General features: G+C 70.4%; 18 protein-coding genes and 1 pseudogene. 14 read left to right on the top strand and 5 right to left on the bottom strand.

What is annotated here, in order from left to right; genetic code table 11:
* The first annotated feature begins 173 nt into the window (after positions 1–173).
* The 8 genes from PS467_RS38605 (at position 174) to PS467_RS38640 (ending at position 9,056) form a co-directional block, all read left to right on the top strand.
* Positions 174–890 (top strand): PAS domain-containing protein, encoded by a 717-nt coding sequence (locus tag PS467_RS38605; protein WP_311039180.1) that lies wholly within the window; start codon positions 174–176, stop codon positions 888–890.
* A gap of 129 nt (positions 891–1,019) precedes the next feature.
* Positions 1,020–2,135 carry a substrate-binding domain-containing protein gene (locus PS467_RS38610; protein WP_311039181.1) on the top strand — a complete coding sequence of 372 codons (1,116 nt, stop codon included), beginning with the start codon at positions 1,020–1,022 and terminating at the stop codon, positions 2,133–2,135.
* A gap of 170 nt (positions 2,136–2,305) precedes the next feature.
* Positions 2,306–3,685, top strand: coding sequence for an ABC transporter substrate-binding protein (locus PS467_RS38615; protein ID WP_311039182.1), 1,380 nt, complete (start codon positions 2,306–2,308; stop codon positions 3,683–3,685).
* The gene (locus PS467_RS38620) at positions 3,682–4,623 is read left to right on the top strand and encodes a carbohydrate ABC transporter permease (RefSeq protein WP_311039183.1); all 942 of its coding nucleotides are present in this window, start codon (positions 3,682–3,684) and stop codon (positions 4,621–4,623) included. Before PS467_RS38615 ends, PS467_RS38620 begins: the two co-directional genes overlap by 4 nt.
* Positions 4,620–5,498: a carbohydrate ABC transporter permease gene (locus tag PS467_RS38625; RefSeq protein WP_311039184.1), complete on the top strand. Its 879-nt coding sequence runs from the start codon at positions 4,620–4,622 to the stop codon at positions 5,496–5,498. Before PS467_RS38620 ends, PS467_RS38625 begins: the two co-directional genes overlap by 4 nt.
* 89 nt (positions 5,499–5,587) lie before the next feature.
* Complete coding sequence (locus tag PS467_RS38630) at positions 5,588–6,568, top strand: hydroxyacid dehydrogenase (RefSeq protein ID WP_311039185.1); 981 nt, start codon at positions 5,588–5,590, stop codon at positions 6,566–6,568.
* Positions 6,565–8,601, top strand: a complete 2,037-nt coding sequence (locus tag PS467_RS38635; protein WP_311039186.1) for a DUF2264 domain-containing protein — start codon at positions 6,565–6,567, stop codon at positions 8,599–8,601. The genes PS467_RS38630 and PS467_RS38635 overlap by 4 nt, the downstream gene beginning before the upstream one ends.
* An 83-nt stretch (positions 8,602–8,684) precedes the next feature.
* On the top strand, positions 8,685–9,056 hold the full coding sequence (locus PS467_RS38640) for a hypothetical protein (protein ID WP_268976334.1): 372 nt from the start codon (positions 8,685–8,687) through the stop codon (positions 9,054–9,056).
* A 38-nt stretch (positions 9,057–9,094) separates the two neighbouring features.
* Here the strand turns inward: PS467_RS38640 and PS467_RS38645 are convergent, their stop codons facing one another.
* Positions 9,095–9,664 carry a TAXI family TRAP transporter solute-binding subunit gene (locus PS467_RS38645; protein WP_311039187.1) on the bottom strand — a complete coding sequence of 190 codons (570 nt, stop codon included), beginning with the start codon at positions 9,662–9,664 and terminating at the stop codon, positions 9,095–9,097.
* Here PS467_RS38645 and PS467_RS38650 point away from each other — a divergent pair.
* Together PS467_RS38650 and PS467_RS38655 are read left to right on the top strand one after the other, a co-directional pair.
* Complete coding sequence (locus PS467_RS38650) at positions 9,596–10,936, top strand: MFS transporter (protein WP_432280691.1); 1,341 nt, start codon at positions 9,596–9,598, stop codon at positions 10,934–10,936. The two genes, PS467_RS38645 and PS467_RS38650, sit on opposite strands and share 69 nt — an antisense overlap.
* A gap of 841 nt (positions 10,937–11,777) precedes the next feature.
* The gene (locus PS467_RS38655; RefSeq protein WP_311039188.1) at positions 11,778–12,095 is read left to right on the top strand and encodes an SDR family NAD(P)-dependent oxidoreductase; all 318 of its coding nucleotides are present in this window, start codon (positions 11,778–11,780) and stop codon (positions 12,093–12,095) included.
* Here the strand turns inward: PS467_RS38655 and PS467_RS38660 are convergent.
* From PS467_RS38660 to PS467_RS38670, 3 genes and pseudogenes are all read right to left on the bottom strand, one after another.
* Positions 12,077–12,679, bottom strand: a pseudogene (locus tag PS467_RS38660) (leucine zipper domain-containing protein); the annotation flags it as partial. The gene PS467_RS38655 and the pseudogene PS467_RS38660 sit on opposite strands and share 19 nt — an antisense overlap.
* A gap of 73 nt (positions 12,680–12,752) precedes the next feature.
* Complete coding sequence (locus tag PS467_RS38665) at positions 12,753–13,823, bottom strand: saccharopine dehydrogenase NADP-binding domain-containing protein (protein WP_311039189.1); 1,071 nt, start codon at positions 13,821–13,823, stop codon at positions 12,753–12,755.
* Between the two features lie 46 nt (positions 13,824–13,869).
* Positions 13,870–14,802 carry an NADP-dependent oxidoreductase gene (locus PS467_RS38670; RefSeq protein WP_311039190.1) on the bottom strand — a complete coding sequence of 311 codons (933 nt, stop codon included), beginning with the start codon at positions 14,800–14,802 and terminating at the stop codon, positions 13,870–13,872.
* A gap of 118 nt (positions 14,803–14,920) precedes the next feature.
* On the opposite strand from PS467_RS38670, the gene PS467_RS38675 reads away from it, so the two are divergent.
* Together PS467_RS38675 and PS467_RS38680 are read left to right on the top strand one after the other, a co-directional pair.
* Complete coding sequence (locus tag PS467_RS38675; protein ID WP_311039191.1) at positions 14,921–15,487, top strand: TetR family transcriptional regulator; 567 nt, start codon at positions 14,921–14,923, stop codon at positions 15,485–15,487.
* A gap of 225 nt (positions 15,488–15,712) precedes the next feature.
* Positions 15,713–16,488, top strand: a protein-coding gene (locus tag PS467_RS38680; protein WP_432280692.1) for an IS5 family transposase whose coding sequence is annotated in 2 segments (ribosomal slippage) — positions 15,713–16,004 and positions 16,004–16,488 — 777 coding nt in all. Because the reading frame shifts where the segments join, the coding sequence is not laid out codon by codon here.
* Here the strand turns inward: PS467_RS38680 and PS467_RS38685 are convergent.
* Positions 16,481–17,320: an enoyl-CoA hydratase/isomerase family protein gene (locus tag PS467_RS38685; RefSeq protein WP_311039193.1), complete on the bottom strand. Its 840-nt coding sequence runs from the start codon at positions 17,318–17,320 to the stop codon at positions 16,481–16,483. The genes PS467_RS38680 and PS467_RS38685 overlap by 8 nt on opposite strands.
* Before the next feature lie 94 nt (positions 17,321–17,414).
* Between PS467_RS38685 and PS467_RS38690 the strand changes: the two genes are divergently transcribed.
* Together PS467_RS38690 and PS467_RS38695 are read left to right on the top strand one after the other, a co-directional pair.
* Complete coding sequence (locus tag PS467_RS38690) at positions 17,415–17,792, top strand: winged helix-turn-helix transcriptional regulator (protein ID WP_311039194.1); 378 nt, start codon at positions 17,415–17,417, stop codon at positions 17,790–17,792.
* Positions 17,793–18,025: 233 nt separating this feature from the next.
* Positions 18,026–19,018 (top strand): alpha/beta fold hydrolase, encoded by a 993-nt coding sequence (locus PS467_RS38695; RefSeq protein WP_311039195.1) that lies wholly within the window; start codon positions 18,026–18,028, stop codon positions 19,016–19,018.
* Positions 19,019–19,031 lie beyond the last annotated feature (13 nt).

A 19,031-nucleotide genomic window follows, 5' to 3' on the forward strand; every position in this document is an offset into this window, starting at 1 on the left:
TTTCCTATGTGCATCGTGAGACACCGGAACCGGCCGAGACGACGATCTCGGCGGCCTCCTCAACCCTCCCGCCACGCGAGCACAAGCGCTCCACACGGTGCTACATGATTGTGTAGTGAACCGACCTGTGTCGGCCTTGCGACAGCACCCCCGATGCGCTACGAGGAGACCGTATGGCGGAGGACCACGGCATGGACCTGGGAGCGAGCGGACCGCCGAGCGACTCCCCGGCGGCGGACGCCTGGCGCCGGCAGGCGATCACCTGGCGCAACCGGGTCATGCTGCTGCTCGACCGGCTGCCGCTGCCGGTCGCCCTCTGCGACGCGGAGGGCGTCATCCTGCTGGCGAACCCGGCGATGGCCGCCGAGTGGGGCATGCTGTCGGGGCAGATGCGCGGGCGCAATGCCCTGGACTTCTTCCACCCACGCCGGACGACCCGGCTCCATCCGATCGGGGAAGCCGTCCGGCTGCGCCGCAGGTCCCGCTATCCGGTCGAAGTGACCTGGTCCACCGCGGCCGGCACCGAGCGGTACGGCGAGATGGACGTCGACCCGGTCAGTGACACCCCGGATGCCCCACCGGCCCTGCTGTTGCTGCTGCGGGTGCTGGGCGAACGGGCGCAGACCCCCGCTGAAAGCGTGGCCGAGGACCCGCGGGCGAGCGAGGTCGAGGCGCGGATCCTCGCCCTGGCGGCGGGCGGCGTCACGACCGCGCGGGTGGCCAAGACGGTCGGCCTGACCGTGGACGGGGTCAACTACCACCTGGCGCGACTGTCCCGGCGCTGGGGTGTGCGGGGCAAGGCGGCGCTGGTGGCCCGCGCCTATGTCCTGGGCGTGCTCGATGCCGAGGCATGGCCACCGGCCGTAGCACACCGATCAGGGCCGGACTGAAGCGATCAGGTAACGAGGCCCGATCACACCGATCGCACGATCACATCCGATCATGTCCGATCAGAAGGGATAGGGTGAGCTGACTGCCGTGCCTCACAAAGGGGCGTCGGGTTCGGAAGGGGCGGGACGATGCCTTTGGCGGCCGAACGCCAGGAGAGGATTCTCGCCGCGGTCCGCAAGCACGGCATGGTGCGGCTGTCGGACCTGGTGACCCAGCTGGGCGTCACGGCGGTCACTGTGCGCAGGGACGTGACGCTGCTGGCCGACCGGGGTCTGGTGCAGCGGGTGCACGGGGGTATCGCGCTGCCGCACCGGGCACAGACCCAGCCGGCGCGGGAGGGCGTGCCCGGGGCCTACGGTCCGATGGCGACGCGCGCCTTGGTGGGCATGGTGGTGCCCTCGGTGGAGTACTACTGGCCCCCGGTCATCCAGGGGGCCCACGCCGCCGTGGCCGCGGCCGAGGGCCGGCTCGTCATGCGCGCCTCGCGCTGGGACGACCCGGCCGAGGACCGGCGGCAGATCAACGCCCTCCTGGAGCGGGGAGCGCAGGCGCTGCTCATCGCCCCGACCACGACCGGCGACACGGCCACGGAGCTGCTGCGCTGGATCGGATCGCTCACCGTGCCGGTGATCCTCGTCGAGCGCCGGCCCCCTCAGGAGCTGCTCACCCTCGCACTGGACGCCGCCATGACCGCCCACGCGCTCGGCGCCGGCCTGGCGGTGCGCCATTTCGTCACCCTGGGGCACAGCCGCATCGCGCTGATCACCACCCGTCAGAGCCCCACGAGCACGGCGCTGCGCACCGGCTGGCACGACGCGGTGGACACGCTGGGGCTTCCCTCGCACGAGGGCCTCGACATCGAGGTGCCGTCCTACGGGGCGCCGGGATGGGCGAAGGCGTACACCGGTGTGCTGAGGCGCAGCCGCGACCTCGGGGTACGGGCGTTGCTGGTGCACTCGGACCGCGAGGCCATCGGCCTGATCGAGCGCGCCCGCGACCAGGACATCAGCGTGCCGGGCGATCTGGCCATCGTGACCTACGACGACGAGATCGGGGCGGCCTCCGATCCGCCGCTGACCGCCGTGCGCCCCCAGAAGCACCGCATCGGCAGGATCGCCGCCGAACTCGCGCTGGCCAAGCTCGCCGATGTCGGTGAGGAGTGGCCCGTCCACCGCGTCGAGCTCTGGCCGACCGTGGTGGTGCGGGAGTCCTGCGGCACCGTGCCGAGGCCGGAGGCGCCGTAGCGCCGACCGGAAGACGGCGTCTGACCAGGCATTTCAGTGTTTCCCTTCGCCTTGGTGCGCCTCGTCGGCCGTATCGCTCCTGATCGATTTTGATCGATATAGTTCCGGCTCGTTGACCCAGAACTGTGCGGGGCGCTGAAGTGACCGGGTCACTCGCACAGGAGAGAGCAATGATGCTTTCAACCAACACCGCCGGCGCGGAGGCGGAATCCGCGCCCTCGCCCTCGCCCCCGCCGTCGTCGTGCTCGCGGCGCACCGTGCTGCGCGCGTCAGCGGGCCTGGGGGCCGCGGCCGCGACCGCGGGGACGCTGTCCGGCTGCTCCTCGTCCTCGTCGAAAGCCACCACGGTCACGGTGTGGTCCTGGCTCACCGGCATGGACAAGTACGTCGCGGCGTTCAACAAGAAGCACACGGACATCCACGTCGAGCTGAGCGTGATCGCCGCCGGGCTCTCGGGCGGCTACGCCCAGCAGACCAACGCCATCCGCGCGCACAACGCCCCGGACATCCTGCACGTCGAATACCAGGGCCTGCCGCAGATCCTGACCAGCGGCGGCCTGCGGGAGCTCACCGACGACCTGGCGGACCTCGCGGGCGGCTACTCGGACGCCGCCTGGCAGGGCGTACGGCCCGACGGGCGCACCTGGGCGGTGCCCATGGACATCGCGCCGATGGTCTTCTACTACCGCAAGGACCTGTTCGACCGGCACGCCATCGAACTGCCCCGCACCTGGGACGACTTCCGGCTCGCCGCGCGAGCGGTGCGCAAGGCCCGAGCCGACGCCCGGATCACCACCTTCCCGCTGAACGACGGATCGTTCTTCGCCGGCATGTGCTGGCAGGGCGGCGACCCCTGGTGGCAGGTGGAGGGCGACAGCTGGGCGGTGGACGTGGCCGGTGAGGGCACGCGCCGCACGGCCGAGTACTGGCAGGAGATGATCTCCTCCGGCCTCGTCAAGGCCGACCCCACCGGCAGCCAGGAGTGGATCTCGGCCATGCACACCGGGCGGCTGTGGGGGCTGCTGGGCGCGTCGTGGAGCGTGGGCTCGCTCAACAAGTCCATCCCCGACGACAAGGGACGCTGGGCCGTCGCCACCATGCCCACCTGGGACGGCGAGCCCGCCAACGGCATGCAGGGCGGCACCGCCTTCGGCATCTCCAAGGAGAGCGAGGTGGCGGACGCGGCACTGACCTTCCTGCGCTGGCTGAGCACCGACCCCGAAGTGGTGCGCATCGGCGCCACCTTCTCCTCGCCCTTCCCCGGCTACGAGCCCAGCCGCGAGGTCGCCCGCCGCGTCTACCGGGGCGGCTACTTCCTCGGCGAGCCCGTCTACGACGTTCTGGACCGGGCCGCCGCACAGGTACCGGAGTGGACCTGGGGCCCCAACGCCCTCGGTCTGTTCTCCACCGTCGCCAACGCCTTCGGCCCGGTGAGCTCGGGAGGCACCACCCTGCCGCGCGCCGTACGCGGCGTCCAGACCGAGGCGGTGTCCGGCATGCGGGCCCGAGGACTCTCCGTCATCAACGCGAGCGACAGGAGCCGGACATGAGCGTTCTCACCCCCTCCCGTCCCACCGCGGAGAACGCCTTCGGCACCGGCGCCGCGGCCACGCACCGCCCCGCGCGCGGCGGCAGGAGGGGCGGCCTGCTGCTCGCGGCGCCGTTCGCCCTGCTGCTGACCGCCACCGTCCTGATACCCGTCGGCTACGCCATCTACCTGAGCCTGTTCACCGACCGTCTGACCGGCCTCGGATTCAGCGGCCCCGAGCAGGTCTTCGTCTGGCTGGAGAACTACGGCAACGTCCTCACCGACAAAGCGTTCCTCGACGGCGTCGGCCACGTGGCCCTGTTCTCCCTCATCCACATCCCGCTGATGCTCGGCGGCGCGCTCGTCCTCGCCCTGCTGCTGGACTCCGCCGTGGCCCGGCTGCGCGGCATGTGGACCCTCGCGGTATTCCTGCCCTACGCCGTGCCCGGTGTGATCGCCGGACTCATCTGGGCCTATCTCTACAGCCCCACCATCGGCCCCCTCACCGACCTGCTGCCCTTCGACCCGCTGGGCAGCGACGGCGCCCTCGCCTCCATCGCCAACATGGCCACCTGGCAGTGGTGCGGCTACAACATGATCATCTTTCTGACGGCGCTCCGCTCCGTCCCCCGCGAGATCCTGGAGGCCGCGCGCGTGGACGGCGCGGGCCCCGTGCGCACGGCGCTGCGCATCAAGGTGCCCGTCATCCGCCCCACCCTCTTCGTGGCGCTCATCTTCACCGTCATCGGCTCCCTCCAGCTGTTCACCGAACCACTGGTGCTGCACAACTTCACCGGATCGGTCACCACCAACTGGAGCCCGAGCCTGTACGTGTACGACTCGGCCTTCATCAACAACGAATACGGGCGCGCCGCGGCCGCCTCGATCATCCTCGCCCTGGTATCGGCCCTGCTCTCCGCGCTGGTGATGCGCCTGTCCACCAGGAGGTCGGCACGGTGAAAAACGCCGCCCCGCCCCGCAACCGCCCCTCGCCCACCGCCTCGGTGTGGACCTCACGCGCCGCCGTCCATCTCGTCCTGCTGCTCGGCGCGCTCTACAGCGTGCTGCCGCTGATCTGGCTGGTCACCTCGGCGACCAAGAACGTCCGCGACTTCTCCACCACCGGCGCCTTCGACCTCGGCGCCGTCCACCTCGGCGACAACCTGAAGGCACTCTTCGACGAGCAGGACGGCGTCTTCCTCTACTGGATCCGCAACTCCGTGCTGTACGCCCTGGTCGGCGCCCTCCTGGGCGCCCTGATCTGCGCGGCCTGCGGATACGCCATCGCCAAGCTGGACTTCCCCGGCCGCCGCACCCTGTTCGCCGTCACGCTCACCGGCGTCCTGGTGCCCACCACCGCGCTCGCCCTGCCGCTGTACCTGCTGGCCTCGCAGCTCCGCCTGGTGGACACCTTCTGGGCGGTGTTCCTGCCGGTACTCACCAACCCCTTCGGCGTATACCTCGCCCGCGCCTTCGCGGAGGCCTCGGTACCGGACGAGGTCCTGGAGGCGGCCCGGGTGGACGGCGCCGGCGAGCTGCGCACCTTCTTCACCATCGGCCTGCCCATGATGCGCAACGGACTCATCACCATCGTGCTGTTCCAGTTCGTGGCCATCTGGAACAATTTCTTCCTGCCGCTGGTGATGCTCACCGACCCCAAGCTCTTCCCGATGAACCTCGGCATCTTCCAATGGAGCACCCGTGTCTCACAGTTCCCCCAGTACAACCCCATGGTGATCACCGGCTCGCTGCTCGCCGTCATCCCCCTCGTCGCCGCCTTCGTGCTGCTGCAACGCCAGTGGCGCAGCGGACTCGCCGCAGGGAGCACCAAGTGACCGACCGCGCCACCGAACCGGACGGGTCAGCGGCACCGCGGGGGAGCACACCCGCCGCGCCGGTGAGGCGTCCCGAAACGCTCCTGGTGATGGACGACAGAGCGCTCGGCATGCAGTTCTCGCCCCAGGAGATGGCCAGACTCCGCGCGGCCGCCTCGGTGGCGGAACCCGTCGTGGTGCACGAGCTCACCTCGCCCGCGGCACGGCGCCGGCTCGCCGAGGCCGAGGTGCTCATCACCTCGTGGGGCTGCCCCCGCATCGAGCCGGAGGTCCTCCGCGCGGCGCCGAGACTGCGGGCGGTCCTGCACGCGGCGGGCTCGGTGCGCTCGCACATCACCGACGCCGTCTTCGACCGGGGAATCCTGGTGACCACCGCGGCCGACGCCAACGCGGAACCGGTGGTCCACTTCACCCTCGCCGCCATCCTCTGGGCGTTCAAGAAGGCGCCCTTCCTCGCCAACGACGCCCGGCGGTTCCGCGACGACTGGGCCTACGTCGACGGGCGCGGCGAACTCAGCGGGGTCGGCCGGACGGTCGTCGTGGTGGGCTTCTCCCGCATCGGCAGCCGCCTGGTGAAGCTGCTGCGCGACCTGGACCTGGCGCGGGTCCTCGTCGTCGACCCGGTGGCCGACCCCGCCGCCATCCTCGCCGCGGGCGGTGAGCCCGCCACCCTCGCCGACGCCCTGCCCCAGGCCGACGTCCTCAGTCTGCACGCGCCCGCGCTGCCCGAGACCCGGCACATGATCGGCGCCGCGGAGCTCGCGGCACTGCCCCGGGACGCCGTACTCGTCAACACGGCCCGGGGCAGCCTGGTCGACACGGCCGCCCTCGAAGCCGCCTGCGGCGCCGGTCTGCACGCCATCCTCGACGTCACCGACCCGGAACCGCTGCCCGCCGACTCGCCGCTGTACACCCTGCCGAACGTGATGCTCACCCCGCACATCGCGGGCTCGCTCGGCTCCGAGGCCCGCCGGATGAGCGCCCTGGCCCTCACCGAGCTGGAACGCTACGCGGCCGGCCTGCCGCCGCTCGCCCCGATCACCCGGCACAGCCTGGCGGTGCAGGCATGACCCCCACACCCCACAGCCCCACACCTGACAACCGCACACCCGGCAACGGCACACCCGACAGCGGCCGGCCGGAGGGCATCTCGCCGTACACCGGCTGGGAGCGGCGGCACTGGACCGCGTACGCCGACCGACTGCTCAGCGCGCTCGACGCCCACTGGTCCCCGGGCCGCGCCCGCATCCTGCCGCCGGGGCCGAACAGCTCCTACGGACCCGACTCCGACGGGCTGGAGGGCTATGCCCGGTCGCTGCTCATGGCAGGCTTCCGCATCGCCGGCGAGCGCGGAGCGGATCCCCACGGCCTTCTGGAGCGCTATGCGGCGGGCCTCGCCGCCGGCACCGATCCGCACCATCCGGAGGCCTGGCCCCGCCCCGACACACTCGACCAGGCCAAGGTCGAGGCGGCCTCGATCGCGCTGATCCTCCAACTGACCAAGCCGTGGCTGTGGGACCGCCTCGACGACCGGGTGCGGGAGGCGACCGTCGCATGGCTGTCCGCCGTCATCGGGCAGCCGTATCCGCCGATCAACTGGGTGTGGTTCCGCATCGTGGTGGAGTCCTTCCTGCGCGAGGCGGGCGGGCCGTGGTCGGCCACCGACATCGAGGCGGACCTGGCCGTGCACGCCTCGCTGCGCCGCGCCGACGGCTGGCTGTCCGACGGACAGGAGCGGGCCTACGACCACTACGCGGGCTGGGCCCTGCACACGTACCCGCTGTTGTGGACCGGCCTGTTCGACGTCACCGGCTCGCTCTGCGCCGAGCGTCTGAAGGCCACCTGGGAGGGGGACCTCGCCCGGTATCTCGACGACGCGGTGCGGCTGGTGGGCGCCGACGGCTCCCCGCTCCTGCAAGGCCGCAGCCTGATCTACCGGTTCGCCGCCGCGGCGCCCTTCTGGGTCGGCGCGATCAGCGGCGCATCCCCCCTTCCGCCCGGTCTGACCCGGCGCGTGGCGAGCGGCATCGTGGACCACTTCGCCCGGCACGGGGTACCGGGCGGCGACGGACTGCTGACCATGGGCTGGCACCATCCCTGGCCCGGTATGCGCCAGTCCTACTCCGGACCCGGGTCACCGTACTGGGCGTCCAAGGGCATGCTCGGGCTCGCCCTGCCCGCCGACCACCCGGTCTGGACCGCCACCGAGGAGCCGCTGCCCCTGGAGGAGGACGACCAGGCGCGGATCGTCTCCGCACCCGGCTGGCTGGTGTCCGGGCGCCGGGCGGACGGCATCGTGACGGTGCTCAACCACGGCACCGACCACGCACGGCCGGGCACCGCGCGCACCGACGCGCCGCTGTACGCACGGCTGGGCTACTCCACCGCGACGCTCCCCCCGCTGACCGGACCCACCCTCCGCGGCCCGGTCGACAACACCGTCGCCCTGCTGGACGAGGACGGCAGGGCGTCCCACCGCACCGGGTTCGACACCTCCCGCACCCTGGAGCTGCCCCACGGCGTGCCGGCGGCGGTGTCCTCCGGCCCGGTGCACTGGGTGGACAGCGCCGGCGACACCTCCCCCGATCACGGTTCGGGCCGCGCCGGCAATGTGACAGCGGGCCCCCGGGTGACCGTGGCGTCCGCCGTCCGCGACGGCACCGAGGTACGGCTGGTCCGCGTGGAGGGAGCACCCGGGCCCGGAGTCCGACTGCGCCTCGGCGGCTGGCCGGTGGCCGCCGACATCCGGCCCGGGACCGGCGCCTCCCGGGACACCGGGCCCGACGACCCGTACGCGGTGGCCACCACGGACCGCCTCACCTCCCGCCTGCGCGGTCTGACCGGCTACCAGGACGCGGGCGTGCTCCTGGAACAGGACACCAGCCCCCTCGGCCGCTGGACCGCCATTCCATGGCTGGCGGCCGACCTCCCGGCTCCCGGGGCCGTACTGGCCGCCGCCGTGACCCTCAGCCGCGGCAGCGCCACCGAGCCACGCGCCGTGGAGATCCGCCCGGACGGTGACAACGGCCATGTCGCACACATCGTCTGGCACGACGGCGTCGAGACGGAATTCCCGATCCCTCAAGACCTGCTGCCCGGCTGACCGGAAGTCGTGCGATCGAGATCGAACCACTGCTTTAATTGGGTAGCTGATCTTGAGTCACCGCCCTCGGAAAGGCCACCCTGATGTCACCCGTCCTCCGCCAGGTCCCGGCCGTCGCCCGTTCCCAGGTCCCGTTCGAGGCCGCCGACGCCGGCGTACTCCGCGTCATATCGGATCGCCGCACCCCGGTGTTCGCCACCGTGCACGCGAGTGGGCGCCGCCGGTACGGCTACTGGCAGCCGTACGACTCCGTCACCAACAGGGGAGGCTGCTATGTGGCGCTGCCGACCACGGTGTGCGACCGGCTGCACGCGCTGGGTCTGATCACGCTGGGGGAGCCCCTGGTGGATCCGGCGAAGACCACCTACCGCGTGTGGCCCACCCGTACCCCGGCCACGCCGGTACGCATCCCCGTGGCTCCGGTGCGCCCGGCGGCGCAGACGCTGGCCGCATGAGCCGGGTTCCGGCCGGGCCGTGCGGAGCTCGCGGCGGGTCAGCCGTGCAGTGAGCGGTAGGCCCGCACGGCTCCGGGGTGCAGGGGGACGCGGCCGGTGCCGATGAGGCTGCGGACGTCGAGGAACTGGGTGCCGGCCACATCCTCGGGGACGAGGGCGCCGGCTCGTTGGATCAGCAGGCGGGTGAGTGCGTCGGCCACCGCCGGCGACAGGTCGGGGCGGCAGACGAGGAGGTTCGACACTCCGATGGTGGCGATGCCGCCCGCGCCCCGGTAGGCGCCCTGGGGCATGGTGACGTGTTCCAGCCCTGCCGCGGCCAGCCCTTGGGGTGCGCCGAGGCGGGGGAGCAGCTGGGCCAGGGGCAGGAACCGCAGTCCCGGGCGTTCGGTGAGCCCCGACAGGACCGGGATGGGCGCGCCGCCGGAAACCGGCCTTCTCGCCGGTGGCCAGGCGCAGTACGCCTGGCGCGTAGCGCTGCGCCCTCTGGAGAGTTTGGCGCAGCGTAACTGCCGTGCCCGGAAACGGGGAGAATCGTGATCATGACAGCTTTCAGAAATGGGCCTGCGCCCCAGGGTGGGTCGGCCTCCGCTCCTGGCGAGGGGACTCATGCGGGTGCTGTGACCCCTCCGGCGCGTCCTGTACGGCAGCTGATCGCCGCCTCGATCGGCAATGCGGTCGAATGGTATGACTGGTACGCATATACCTTCCTTGCCACGTACATCGCCGCGCAGATCTTCCCCAAGGGCGCGGCGAATTCGCTGGTGCCGCTGCTGTCGACGTTCGCCGTCTTCGCGGTGGGATTCTTCATGCGACCCGTTGGCGGGCTGCTCATGGGCGCGGTCGCTGACCGGCGCGGGCGCCGTGCGGCGCTGACGGTGACCATTCTGCTGATGGGCGGCAGCAGCCTGCTGGTGGGGCTGACGCCGACGTACGCCGCCGCCGGCGTCCTCGCGCCGATCGTCCTCGTCCTGGCCCGGCTGCTGCAGGGGCTGTCGGTGGGCGGGGAGTTCGCCGCGTCGACCACATTCCTTGTGGAGTCGGCCGGGCCCGGCCGGCGGGGGCTGTTCTCCAGCTTCCAGTATGTGTCGACGACCATCGGGCAGCTCGTCGCGTCCGGAGTCGCGGCGCTGCTCGTGGCGAATCTCGCGCCCGCCACCATGGAAGGCTGGGGTTGGCGAGTCCCGTTCGTGTTGGGCGCGTTGCTGAGCCTGGTGGGCTTCTGGGTCCGGCGCGACGCGGACGAGACGCGAAGTGAAGAGCAGGCGAAGGCGCCCCGCCCCGGCCTCTTCGAGGCGCTGCGCCGCCATCCGCGCGAGTCGCTGCTGATCTGCGGAATCACCGCGGGCGGCACGCTCGCGTACTACACGTGGACGTCGTATCTGCCGACGTACGCCGAGCTGAACGCCGGGGTGGACAAGGCGGACGCGCTGCTGGCGGGCACCCTGTCGCTGACGTTCTTCGCGGTGCTCCAGCCCGTCGCGGGCATGGTGTCCGACCGCTTCGGGCGCAAGCCGCTGCTGCTGATGTTCGGGATCGGCTTCGCGCTGCTGAGCGTGCCGCTGCTGCGCGCGCTCAACGACTCCTTCGTCACGCTGCTGCTCGTGCAGTGCGCGGGCATGGTCCTGCTGAGCGGCTTCACGGCCATCTCGGCGGCCGTGAACGCGGAGACGTTCCCGGCGCGGGTGCGTGCCGCGGGAATCGGGTTCCCCTACTCGCTCACCGTCGCCCTCTTCGGCGGCACGGCGCCCTACATCGGCACGCTGTTCAAGGACATGGGGCAGGCCGGCCTCTTCCCCGTCTACGTGGCCGTGCTGTGCCTGGTCTCCTCCGCCGTCTATCTTCGACTCCCCGAGACCGCCCACCGCCCACTGGAGCGGTGAGGGCCAGGAAATGGCCAGCGGTCAGGAAGACCCCCCTGGGGCGCGCCCTTTAGCAGGTGCGCCGGGGCGGGAGGCAGGCCGATGATCGCCTGACATGCGGAGCGCCCGGCGCCAGTATCTCCGGGCGTCCGCAGCGGGAATGGGCGTGAGCCAAGCGGAGCTCCGCACTGCTCGGTGAGTTGGGAACTGCTATCGATAGACGATGCTTCACGAGCTGACATAACGGTGCCTGGCCACGCTTCGGCCGCCAGCGCGTCGTCCTGATGCATCCGGCCCACGGTCAAGGCATCGTCCTGGGGGCTTCCGAAGGGCGGGTGCCCCGTCAGCATCTCGTACAGGACGCAGCCCACGGAGTACAGGTCGCTGCTCCCGCTGCTGTAGTGCGGTGGTCAGGGTCGCGACGGCCTCATTGCGCGCTTGGTCGCCCTGCTCGCGCACATGCCTCTTGCGCAGGGGAATGCCGAAGACCTCCCATAGGACCCACCCGATCACGGCGAGGATGAGGAGGAGGAACACCCCCCGCCCTGCGCCGTCGACGAACGGCGCACAGCGTCGCATCACCGGCAGACACACTCCGGCCATCAGCGCGCTGAGCACCATGGACGTACTGATGAATCCGGCGAGCCGGGCCCAGCTCGGCGAGGGGGTGAAGAAGAGACAGCCCACCGCGAAGGACACGAGGGTCGACACCCACGGGATGCCGTGCTTGTTGATCTTCTGGAAGGCCCGGGGGAGCAGCCGTGCACACTCAGCCAGAAGCCGACACGGGCGGTCACGCCGAGGAAGATGTAGCCGGCGGCCCCTGGCGAGATCACCGCGTCGATCAGCAGTACCGAGGCGAATGCTCCCAGCGCGGCGAAGGAGGAAGCGCGCAGCCCGTGCAACAGTGGCCCGTCGGCCCTGTGAACCCCTCGTCGAGGTGAGCCTCGACAACTGGCAGCGAAGGATCGACACCAATCTCACCGGTGCCTTCGTCGTGGGCCGGCGGGTCGCCCGCCGGATGCTGCCGCGCCACGCCGGAAAGATCATCAACGTCTGCTCTGTGCAGACTGACCTGGCCCGCCCGACCATCGGCGCCTACACGGCCGCCAAGGGGACCCTGCGCAACCTCACCCGGGCCATGACAGCCGAATGGGCGGGCGAGAGGGCTTCGCTGTAGGCGAGGCGGGCGTGATCGTCGACGGCGGTGCGGATGAAGCTGTAGCCGATCACTGGACTGCCGCCTTTGCGCGCGCTGGTCGTGGCTTGCCGGTTGGCACCGGCCTGTTGCCGGGGCATGATTCGATGCCCGCCGCCGTCCGGGATGTTGCCGAGCTTCTTGATGTCGACGTGGACCAGTTCGCCGGGTCGTGATCGCTCGTAGCGGCGGATGACCTGGCCGGTGGGTCGGTCCATCCACCGCAGACGGTTCAGACTATGCCGGGTCAGGACGCGGTGGACAGTCGAGGCGGGCAGTCCCAGGATCGGGCCGATCCTGGCCGGGCCGAGCTTTCGCTCACGCCGCAGGTCGCAGATGCGAGCCTCGACATCGGCCGGGGTGCGGTGGGGAGTTGTGTGTGGCGTGCTGGGGCGGTCGTACAAGCCGGCGTCGCTTTCGGCTCGCCAGCGGCGGACCCATTTGTGGGCCGTGGTGCGGGAGATACCCATTTCGTCGGCCACGTGGGCGACGGGCCTGCCGGCCTGGACCCGGTCGACGAGGAGCCTGCGGCCGTGGACGGTCAGCCGGACATGGGGATGGGACACGGCGACCTCTGCAGTGGTGGGGAGCGACGGTAGCCACCGACAAGCTGGCGTATCGGGCAGGATCGGCGGCAGGTCACCGTCGGTCGCGCTGGGGCAGCAGGTACGCGGCGCCGCACGATTCGGCGAGGGTGGGGCCGAAGAGGGCGGCCGGGGTGTATGCGCCAGGTCGGCCCTCACCGGCCAGCAGCCGCCGGGCGATCTCTGCGGCCACTGCTCCGGTGTACTCCTGCGCGTCGCCCAGGCGCAGCCAGCCCTCTCGGGTCTCGCCGTCCGTCCAGGTCACGACGGCGTGCCCCCAGGAGTGATCGCGCGGACGCTCCTTCGCTTTGACGCGTACCCGGGCGAGGTGGCGGGTGGTGAACGAGCGCAGCCGCTCCCACCGCATGAGGGTGCTCAGGGCGGGCATCATCGCCCGGAGCAGGGGGGAGGACGGCGCCTCGCTGGTCGCCGAAAGTACATGGCGGGCCCCGCTCGCTCGGTGAGCCGCGAGCAGTTCGCCCGACGGCATACTCGCGGTGGTGACCTGCGAGCCGTCCGGCAGGGTGAGGCGCAGCGCGTCGCTGAATATCCGGGCGGGTGCCAGGCGGCCGTCGGTGATCCGACGGCCGTGGAGGCTGCCCAGGAGAGTGCCGATCAAGGCTTCGCCGGCGGTGCCTTCCTCCATCGCGATTGAGGGCACCATGTCGACACGGACCCGAAGCGGCGCGGGACGGCCCTCGCACAGCTTCGCCACGACGCTCTCGGTGGCGGTCACGCCGAACCCGGCACCGGTGACCAGCGTATGGCCCGCCCGGGTGGCCGCGTCGTGCATCTCGTTCGCGGCCAGGAGCGCCGCGACATCGTTCGCCAGGTCGATGTAGTGGCTGCCGGCGGCGCGGCAGGCGTCGATGATCTCAGGGGCCGTGGTGGTGAACGGTCCGACCGTGTTGATGACCACGGCGGGGCGTTGCTGCCGGATTTCCACGGCGGCGGCCGCAAGGGAAGGGGCCAGCAGTGTTTCGCTGCCGGTCTGCTGTGCCGCGGTGTGCAGGCGGCTCGTGTCCCGGCCGACGAGGACGGCTGTCAGGCCGAGCCGGGCGAGTTGTGCTGCGATGGTGCGGCCGCTGCGCCCGGTGCCGCCGAGCACCCAAATCTGTGCGGTCATTCGAAGCAGCTCCTGTAGTGGGGTGGAGGGTCGGGCGGATGTGAGGTCAGGCGGTCGTGATGATGAGCTTGCCGCCCTTGGGTGTGCCATCGCGCTCGAGTTCGGTGAGTGCCTTGATGGCCTCGGTGAGCGGCACCGTGCGGGCGATCGGCACCCGCAGCGTGTCGCGTCCGGCGGCGCGCGCGACTTCCTCGAGGTCCGCTGTGACGGGCCTGGCGATCAAGACGTTGTACGGGCCCGGCAGTGCGCTCTTTGCGATGTTCGCGGGGGTGGGGTGGATGCTGACGATGCGTCCGCCCGGCTTCAGCATCTTCTTCGCTGCGTCCGTCGGGAGCGTGTCGGCAGTGTCGAGGACGAGGTCGAATCGGCCGCTGAGCGTCGTCGGGTCGAAGCCGAATTCGACGATCGGGTCGAGGCCGAGGTCGCGCGCGGTTTGTCTGGCGGTGTCGCGGCAGCTGCCTCCCACTGAGGCGCCGTGCGCCAGCGCGATCTGGGCGCCGGCTCGGCCGACTCCACCGAGGCAGCCGTTGATGAAGACCGATTGCCCGGCCTGCAGCTTTCCCTTCTTGACCACGGCTTGGAGTGCGGTGAGGCCAACGGTCGGGATGGCGGCGGCCTCCTCGAAGGAGAGATTCGCGGGCTTCTTCACCACCCCTCTCTCCGCGGCCAGGACCATCTCGGCAAAGGCTCCCGACGCCTTGATCGACACCCCGCCGAGCACTTCGTCGCCGACGGCGAGCCGAGTGACGCCCTCGCCGACCGCCTCGACGACGCCCGCGAAGTCGTAGCCAAGTGCGCGCGGGAACTTCCGCCCCGTCACCATCTTCATGGCGCCGCTGCGGATACCCCAGTCCATCGGATTGGCCGCGGCTGCTCGCACGCGGACCAGAACCTCGCCGGAACCAGGACGAGCCGGCTCGAATTCCTCCAGGCGCATTACTTCGGGTCCGCCGTACTGGTGGTACTGGATGCGCTTCATCGGGGCCTCCGCAAGGCGATGTCATCGAATGACATCACTCTATCACGGTGATGTCATCGAGTGACATCGCGCCGAGGGAAGCCGAGTGTCACGAGGTGACATCACCTACACTCTCGACATGGGACGGTGGAAGCCTGGGGCCGGTGACCGGCTGCGCGAGGCCGCGCTATCGCTCTATCTGGAGCGCGGCTTCGAGCAGACGATGGTGGCGGACATAGCCGAGCGGGCGGGCGTCACCGCCCGCACGTTCTTCCGGCATTTCGCCGACAAACGCGAGGTCCTCTTCGCCGATTCCTCCGACCTGGAAGAGAAGGCGCTGGCTGCCCTCGAGGGGCTGCCGGCCACGACATCAGCGCTGGATGCTGTCGCGGCCGTACTCGACACCGTGGCCCGGATGGTGGGTGGCGACCGTGAGGCCGCACGGAAGCGACAGACTGTGATCATGGCCAACGCCGATCTCCGCGAACGCGAGTTGATCAAGCTCACATCCCTGTCGGCCGCCCTGGCTGACAGATTGCGGCAGCGAGGCATCGGCGACATCGAGGCAAGCCTGGCCGCCGAGACCAGCATCGCCGTGTTCCGCGTCGCCTTCTCGCGATGGGTCACCGCCACCGACGATCACGACTTGCAAGGCATCATTCGCGAGACGTTGGACCAACTGCGGACCCTGGCCGCCAGCCGCTGACCCACATTCCAGCCCGACCACACCCGTCGACGTTGAACGCCTGATCCTTCCCTCCCCCGCCCACCATCCGTCAACAACGCTCGTGGTCAATACACACGGTGCGTCCCGCGGCCATGATCAGCCGTACGCTGCGCAGGGCATCGAGAAGGCTGTTGGCTGGGGGAGGGCTGCACCGGCCCGGGGCTTCGCGACTCCTCTTGGAACTCCTAACGAAATGATCAGCCGTTGTTGCCCAGGATCGAGCGTCGGGTCCGGCATCCCGGGCGCAAGCGGCATCCGGACCGGCTGGTGTTCCAGGGCATCCTGTTCGTGCTGCACACCGGGATCGTCGCCTGGGAGCACCTGCCGCAGGAGCTCGGCTTCGGCTCGGGCATGACCTGCTGGCGCCGGCTGGCGGAGTGGACCGAGGCCGGCGTGTGGCCCCGGCTGCACGAGGTCCTGCTGGCCCGACTCCGCGGTGCCAACGCCCTGGACTTCTCCCGCGCCGCAGTCGACGGCTCCCACATCCGGGCGTTAAAAGGGGGCCCAAGACCGGACGAAGTCCCGTCGACCGGGGCAGGACGGGCAGCAAGCACCATCTGATCACCGACGCCACCGGTATCCCGCTAGCCGCGACCCTGACCGGCGGGAACCGCAACGACGTCACCCAGATCATCCCACTGCTGCAGGACGTGCCGCCGGTGCGGGGCAAGTGCGGCCGGCCCCGGCGCCGCCCGGATGCGGTGCTGGCCGACCGCGGCTACGACCACGACAAGTACCGCCGCCTGGTCTGGAACCTCGGCGTGAAACCACTGATCGCCCGCCGAGGCACCGAACACGGCTCCGGCCTGGGCACCCAGCGCTGGGCCGTCGAGCGTGCCTTCGCCCACCTGCACTGGTTCCGCCGCCTGCGCATCCGCTGGGAGATACGCGACGACATCCACGAAGCCTTCCTCACCCTCGGGTGCGCACTCATCTGCTGGCGACGCCTGAAAGGCATCCCAGCAGGAGTTCTCAGGTGATGTCGTCGACAAGAGCCTCAAGGTGGCGCTCTCCGTCGCGGGTGTGCACGCCGGCGGCCAGTGCAGCCTTGGCAAGACGGGCTGCGGCGGGCTCACTGAAGAGTCCGCTGAGGAGCTCGTTGGCCTTCCGCAGGCCGTGAGTGGTCGACTCGACCGCGGTGTCGACCGCTTCGGTCGCGGCGCGGGCGACGCCGGGCGGCAGAGCGGCGATGCGGGCGGCGAGGGTATCGACGACGTGGTCAAGGTCGGTGTCCGGCACGGCCCGGTTCACCCATCCGATCCGTTCCGCGGTCGCGGCATCGATCAGCTGCCCGCCAAGGATGATCTCCAGGGCGCGTGCGCGACCCACGAGACCGGGCAGGTATGCAGTGCCTCCCGCGCCCGGGAGGATTCCCAGCCGGCACTCCATCTGGGCCAGTCCGGCGCGCTCGAGCGATGCGAACCGCATGTCCATCGCGGACAGCAGTTCCGCACCGCCGCCGCGTGCCAGTCCGCGCAGCTTGGCGATGGTGATCTGCGGCAGCGACCGGATGCGTTCGTGGAGCCGCATCATCGGGTTGAGGGACTGGTCTTGTTCGGGCGCAATGGGGAGCGCAATGAATGCCGCGGGGTCGTCGGCGGTCGTCATGTCGCCGTGCGCGACGAAGAAGTCCGGGTCCGCGCTATCAAAAACGATCACCCGGATGTCGTGGTCGCCGGACATGGCGTCCGCGAACCGGTCCAGGTCCGTCATCAGGGCGGCATCGAGCAGATTGATGGGAGGGTTGTCGATCACGACGTGCGCCACGCCGCTGGTGAGAGAGATCTTGAGGGTCGAGTATGCGTCAGTCATGATTCCCGTTTCGACGTCAGGTCCTAGGTATCTGATGTATATCTAGTGGTAGGGATATACTTCAACGAAATCAGGTATCGCGAGGGAGACCGACGTGCCCGAAGAGACCGACGTGCCCGAAGTGAAGCTCGACGGCAGCGGCCGGCAGTTGCTCGACCAACTCTTCGACAAGTGGTCCTTGCTGGTACTGGCCGCATTGTGCGACCGCCCCCGACGCTTCAACGAACTCCGGCAACACATGCCCGCTGTCACCCCGAAGTCACTGACCACATGCCTGCGACGACTGGAGCGCAACGGCATGGTCGAGCGAGTGGTCGTGTCCACGGATCCGGTGGCGATCGAATACCGCATCACCCCCCTGGGCCGGACCCTTCGGCCCCCTGTGCACGCCGTACTGGAATGGGCCGTCGATCACCTCGACGCGGTCGAAGCCGCCCGCTGTCACTACGACGAGCGACGAGTGGACAAGTGACACCCGGGTGTGTCCAGGTCCTGTCCGGTGGATCATGGTCGGAGCCATAGATCGGATCGCGGCTGCGGTGACTGTGCCGTGGAAGACATAGGCTCTCTTGCCGTAACGGGTGGCGACCGCCCGCTCACGGCGCGCGGGTCGGACCCTGCGAGCCGCACGGCAGGGTGGTTCTGGGTCCACCCCCTGTGGGGGTGCTGGACCGCTGGTGGGCCGAACGGGCCGTTCATAGCGTTGTGTTCATGATGGATGACACGAACGAAGAACGAAAAGGTGCCACCCGGCGGACGGCGCTGCGTGGGCTGGGACTCGCGGTGGGAGGCATGGCGCTGGCCACCGGGCTCGGAACCTCGCCGGCCGCGGCGGCCCCGCGTCGCGGGCTCGCAACTTACGTGCTGGTGCACGGTACCCACAGCGCCGGCGCGTTCTGGATGCCGATTGCGCGGGAACTGGTGCTGCGCGGCCACCGCGTCGTCATGGTGGACCAGCCGCGGCACGGCGCGGAGGCTTTCGTGGCGGAGTCGTACCAGCGGCAGGACCTCACAGCAATGGCGGTCGAGCCCTCCCCGCTGAAGGGCCTCGGGCTGGACGACTACGAGGCGCGCGTCACGGGCATCGTGCGGCAGGCCGCACGGAACGGCCCGGTGGTGCTGGTCGGGCACAGCCTGGGTGGCGTGTCGGTCAGCCGTGTCGGCGACGCCGTCCCGCACCTGCTTCACCACATCTGCTACATGGCTGCCTTCTGTCCCAGCCGCGTCCTGCCCACGGCGGACGCCTGCACGGCGGCACCCGAGAACGCGAACGCCGTCAGCCCGGTGGAGCTGACGGTGGGTGACCCGGACCGGCTCGGGGTACTGCGGCTGAACTTCCGTACGGGTGTCAGCGGTGAGTTGGCCCTCCTGAAGGAGATGATCTGCGCGGACTACCCCGACGCCGACTTCCGCCGGATACTGGCCGGCATGCAGACCGACGAGCCCGTCGCCGCCTATGCGGGCCGAGCGGTCGGCCGGGCCGCCAACTGGGGACGCATTCCCCGCACGTACCTGCGTTTCGGCAGGGACCGTACGATCGCCACCGCGCTCCAGGACAGAATGATCGCGGAAGCCGACGCGTCCACACCCGGCAACAGCTTCCGCGTGCACGATTTCCCCGGGGCGTCACACGTCGGCCCTCTGGATCCCACCCCGGTCGCGGACGTCCTGGACACGCTCGCAGGGCAGGGGGGCTAGGGTCCGTCTTCAA

Origin of the sequence: Streptomyces luomodiensis, assembly GCF_031679605.1 — a bacterium.
In the GTDB taxonomy this organism is placed as follows: domain Bacteria; phylum Actinomycetota; class Actinomycetes; order Streptomycetales; family Streptomycetaceae; genus Streptomyces; species Streptomyces luomodiensis.

What these genes read in the sequence shown, in the direction of transcription:
- PS467_RS38605 (WP_311039180.1), top strand. Translation starts at nt 174, where the DNA reads ATGGCGGAGGACCACGGCATGGACCTGGGAGCGAGCGGACCGCCGAGC.
- PS467_RS38610 (WP_311039181.1), top strand. Translation starts at nt 1,020, where the DNA reads ATGCCTTTGGCGGCCGAACGCCAGGAGAGGATTCTCGCCGCGGTCCGC.
- PS467_RS38615 (WP_311039182.1), top strand. Translation starts at nt 2,306, where the DNA reads ATGATGCTTTCAACCAACACCGCCGGCGCGGAGGCGGAATCCGCGCCC.
- PS467_RS38620 (WP_311039183.1), top strand. Translation starts at nt 3,682, where the DNA reads ATGAGCGTTCTCACCCCCTCCCGTCCCACCGCGGAGAACGCCTTCGGC.
- PS467_RS38630 (WP_311039185.1), top strand. Translation starts at nt 5,588, where the DNA reads ATGGACGACAGAGCGCTCGGCATGCAGTTCTCGCCCCAGGAGATGGCC.
- PS467_RS38635 (WP_311039186.1), top strand. Translation starts at nt 6,565, where the DNA reads ATGACCCCCACACCCCACAGCCCCACACCTGACAACCGCACACCCGGC.
- PS467_RS38640 (WP_268976334.1), top strand. Translation starts at nt 8,685, where the DNA reads ATGTCACCCGTCCTCCGCCAGGTCCCGGCCGTCGCCCGTTCCCAGGTC.
- PS467_RS38650 (WP_432280691.1), top strand. Translation starts at nt 9,596, where the DNA reads ATGACAGCTTTCAGAAATGGGCCTGCGCCCCAGGGTGGGTCGGCCTCC.
- PS467_RS38645 (WP_311039187.1), bottom strand. Translation starts at nt 9,664, where the DNA reads ATGAGTCCCCTCGCCAGGAGCGGAGGCCGACCCACCCTGGGGCGCAGG.
- PS467_RS38655 (WP_311039188.1), top strand. Translation starts at nt 11,778, where the DNA reads ATGCTCCCAGCGCGGCGAAGGAGGAAGCGCGCAGCCCGTGCAACAGTG.
- PS467_RS38665 (WP_311039189.1), bottom strand. Translation starts at nt 13,823, where the DNA reads ATGACCGCACAGATTTGGGTGCTCGGCGGCACCGGGCGCAGCGGCCGC.
- PS467_RS38670 (WP_311039190.1), bottom strand. Translation starts at nt 14,802, where the DNA reads ATGAAGCGCATCCAGTACCACCAGTACGGCGGACCCGAAGTAATGCGC.
- PS467_RS38675 (WP_311039191.1), top strand. Translation starts at nt 14,921, where the DNA reads ATGGGACGGTGGAAGCCTGGGGCCGGTGACCGGCTGCGCGAGGCCGCG.
- PS467_RS38685 (WP_311039193.1), bottom strand. Translation starts at nt 17,320, where the DNA reads ATGACTGACGCATACTCGACCCTCAAGATCTCTCTCACCAGCGGCGTG.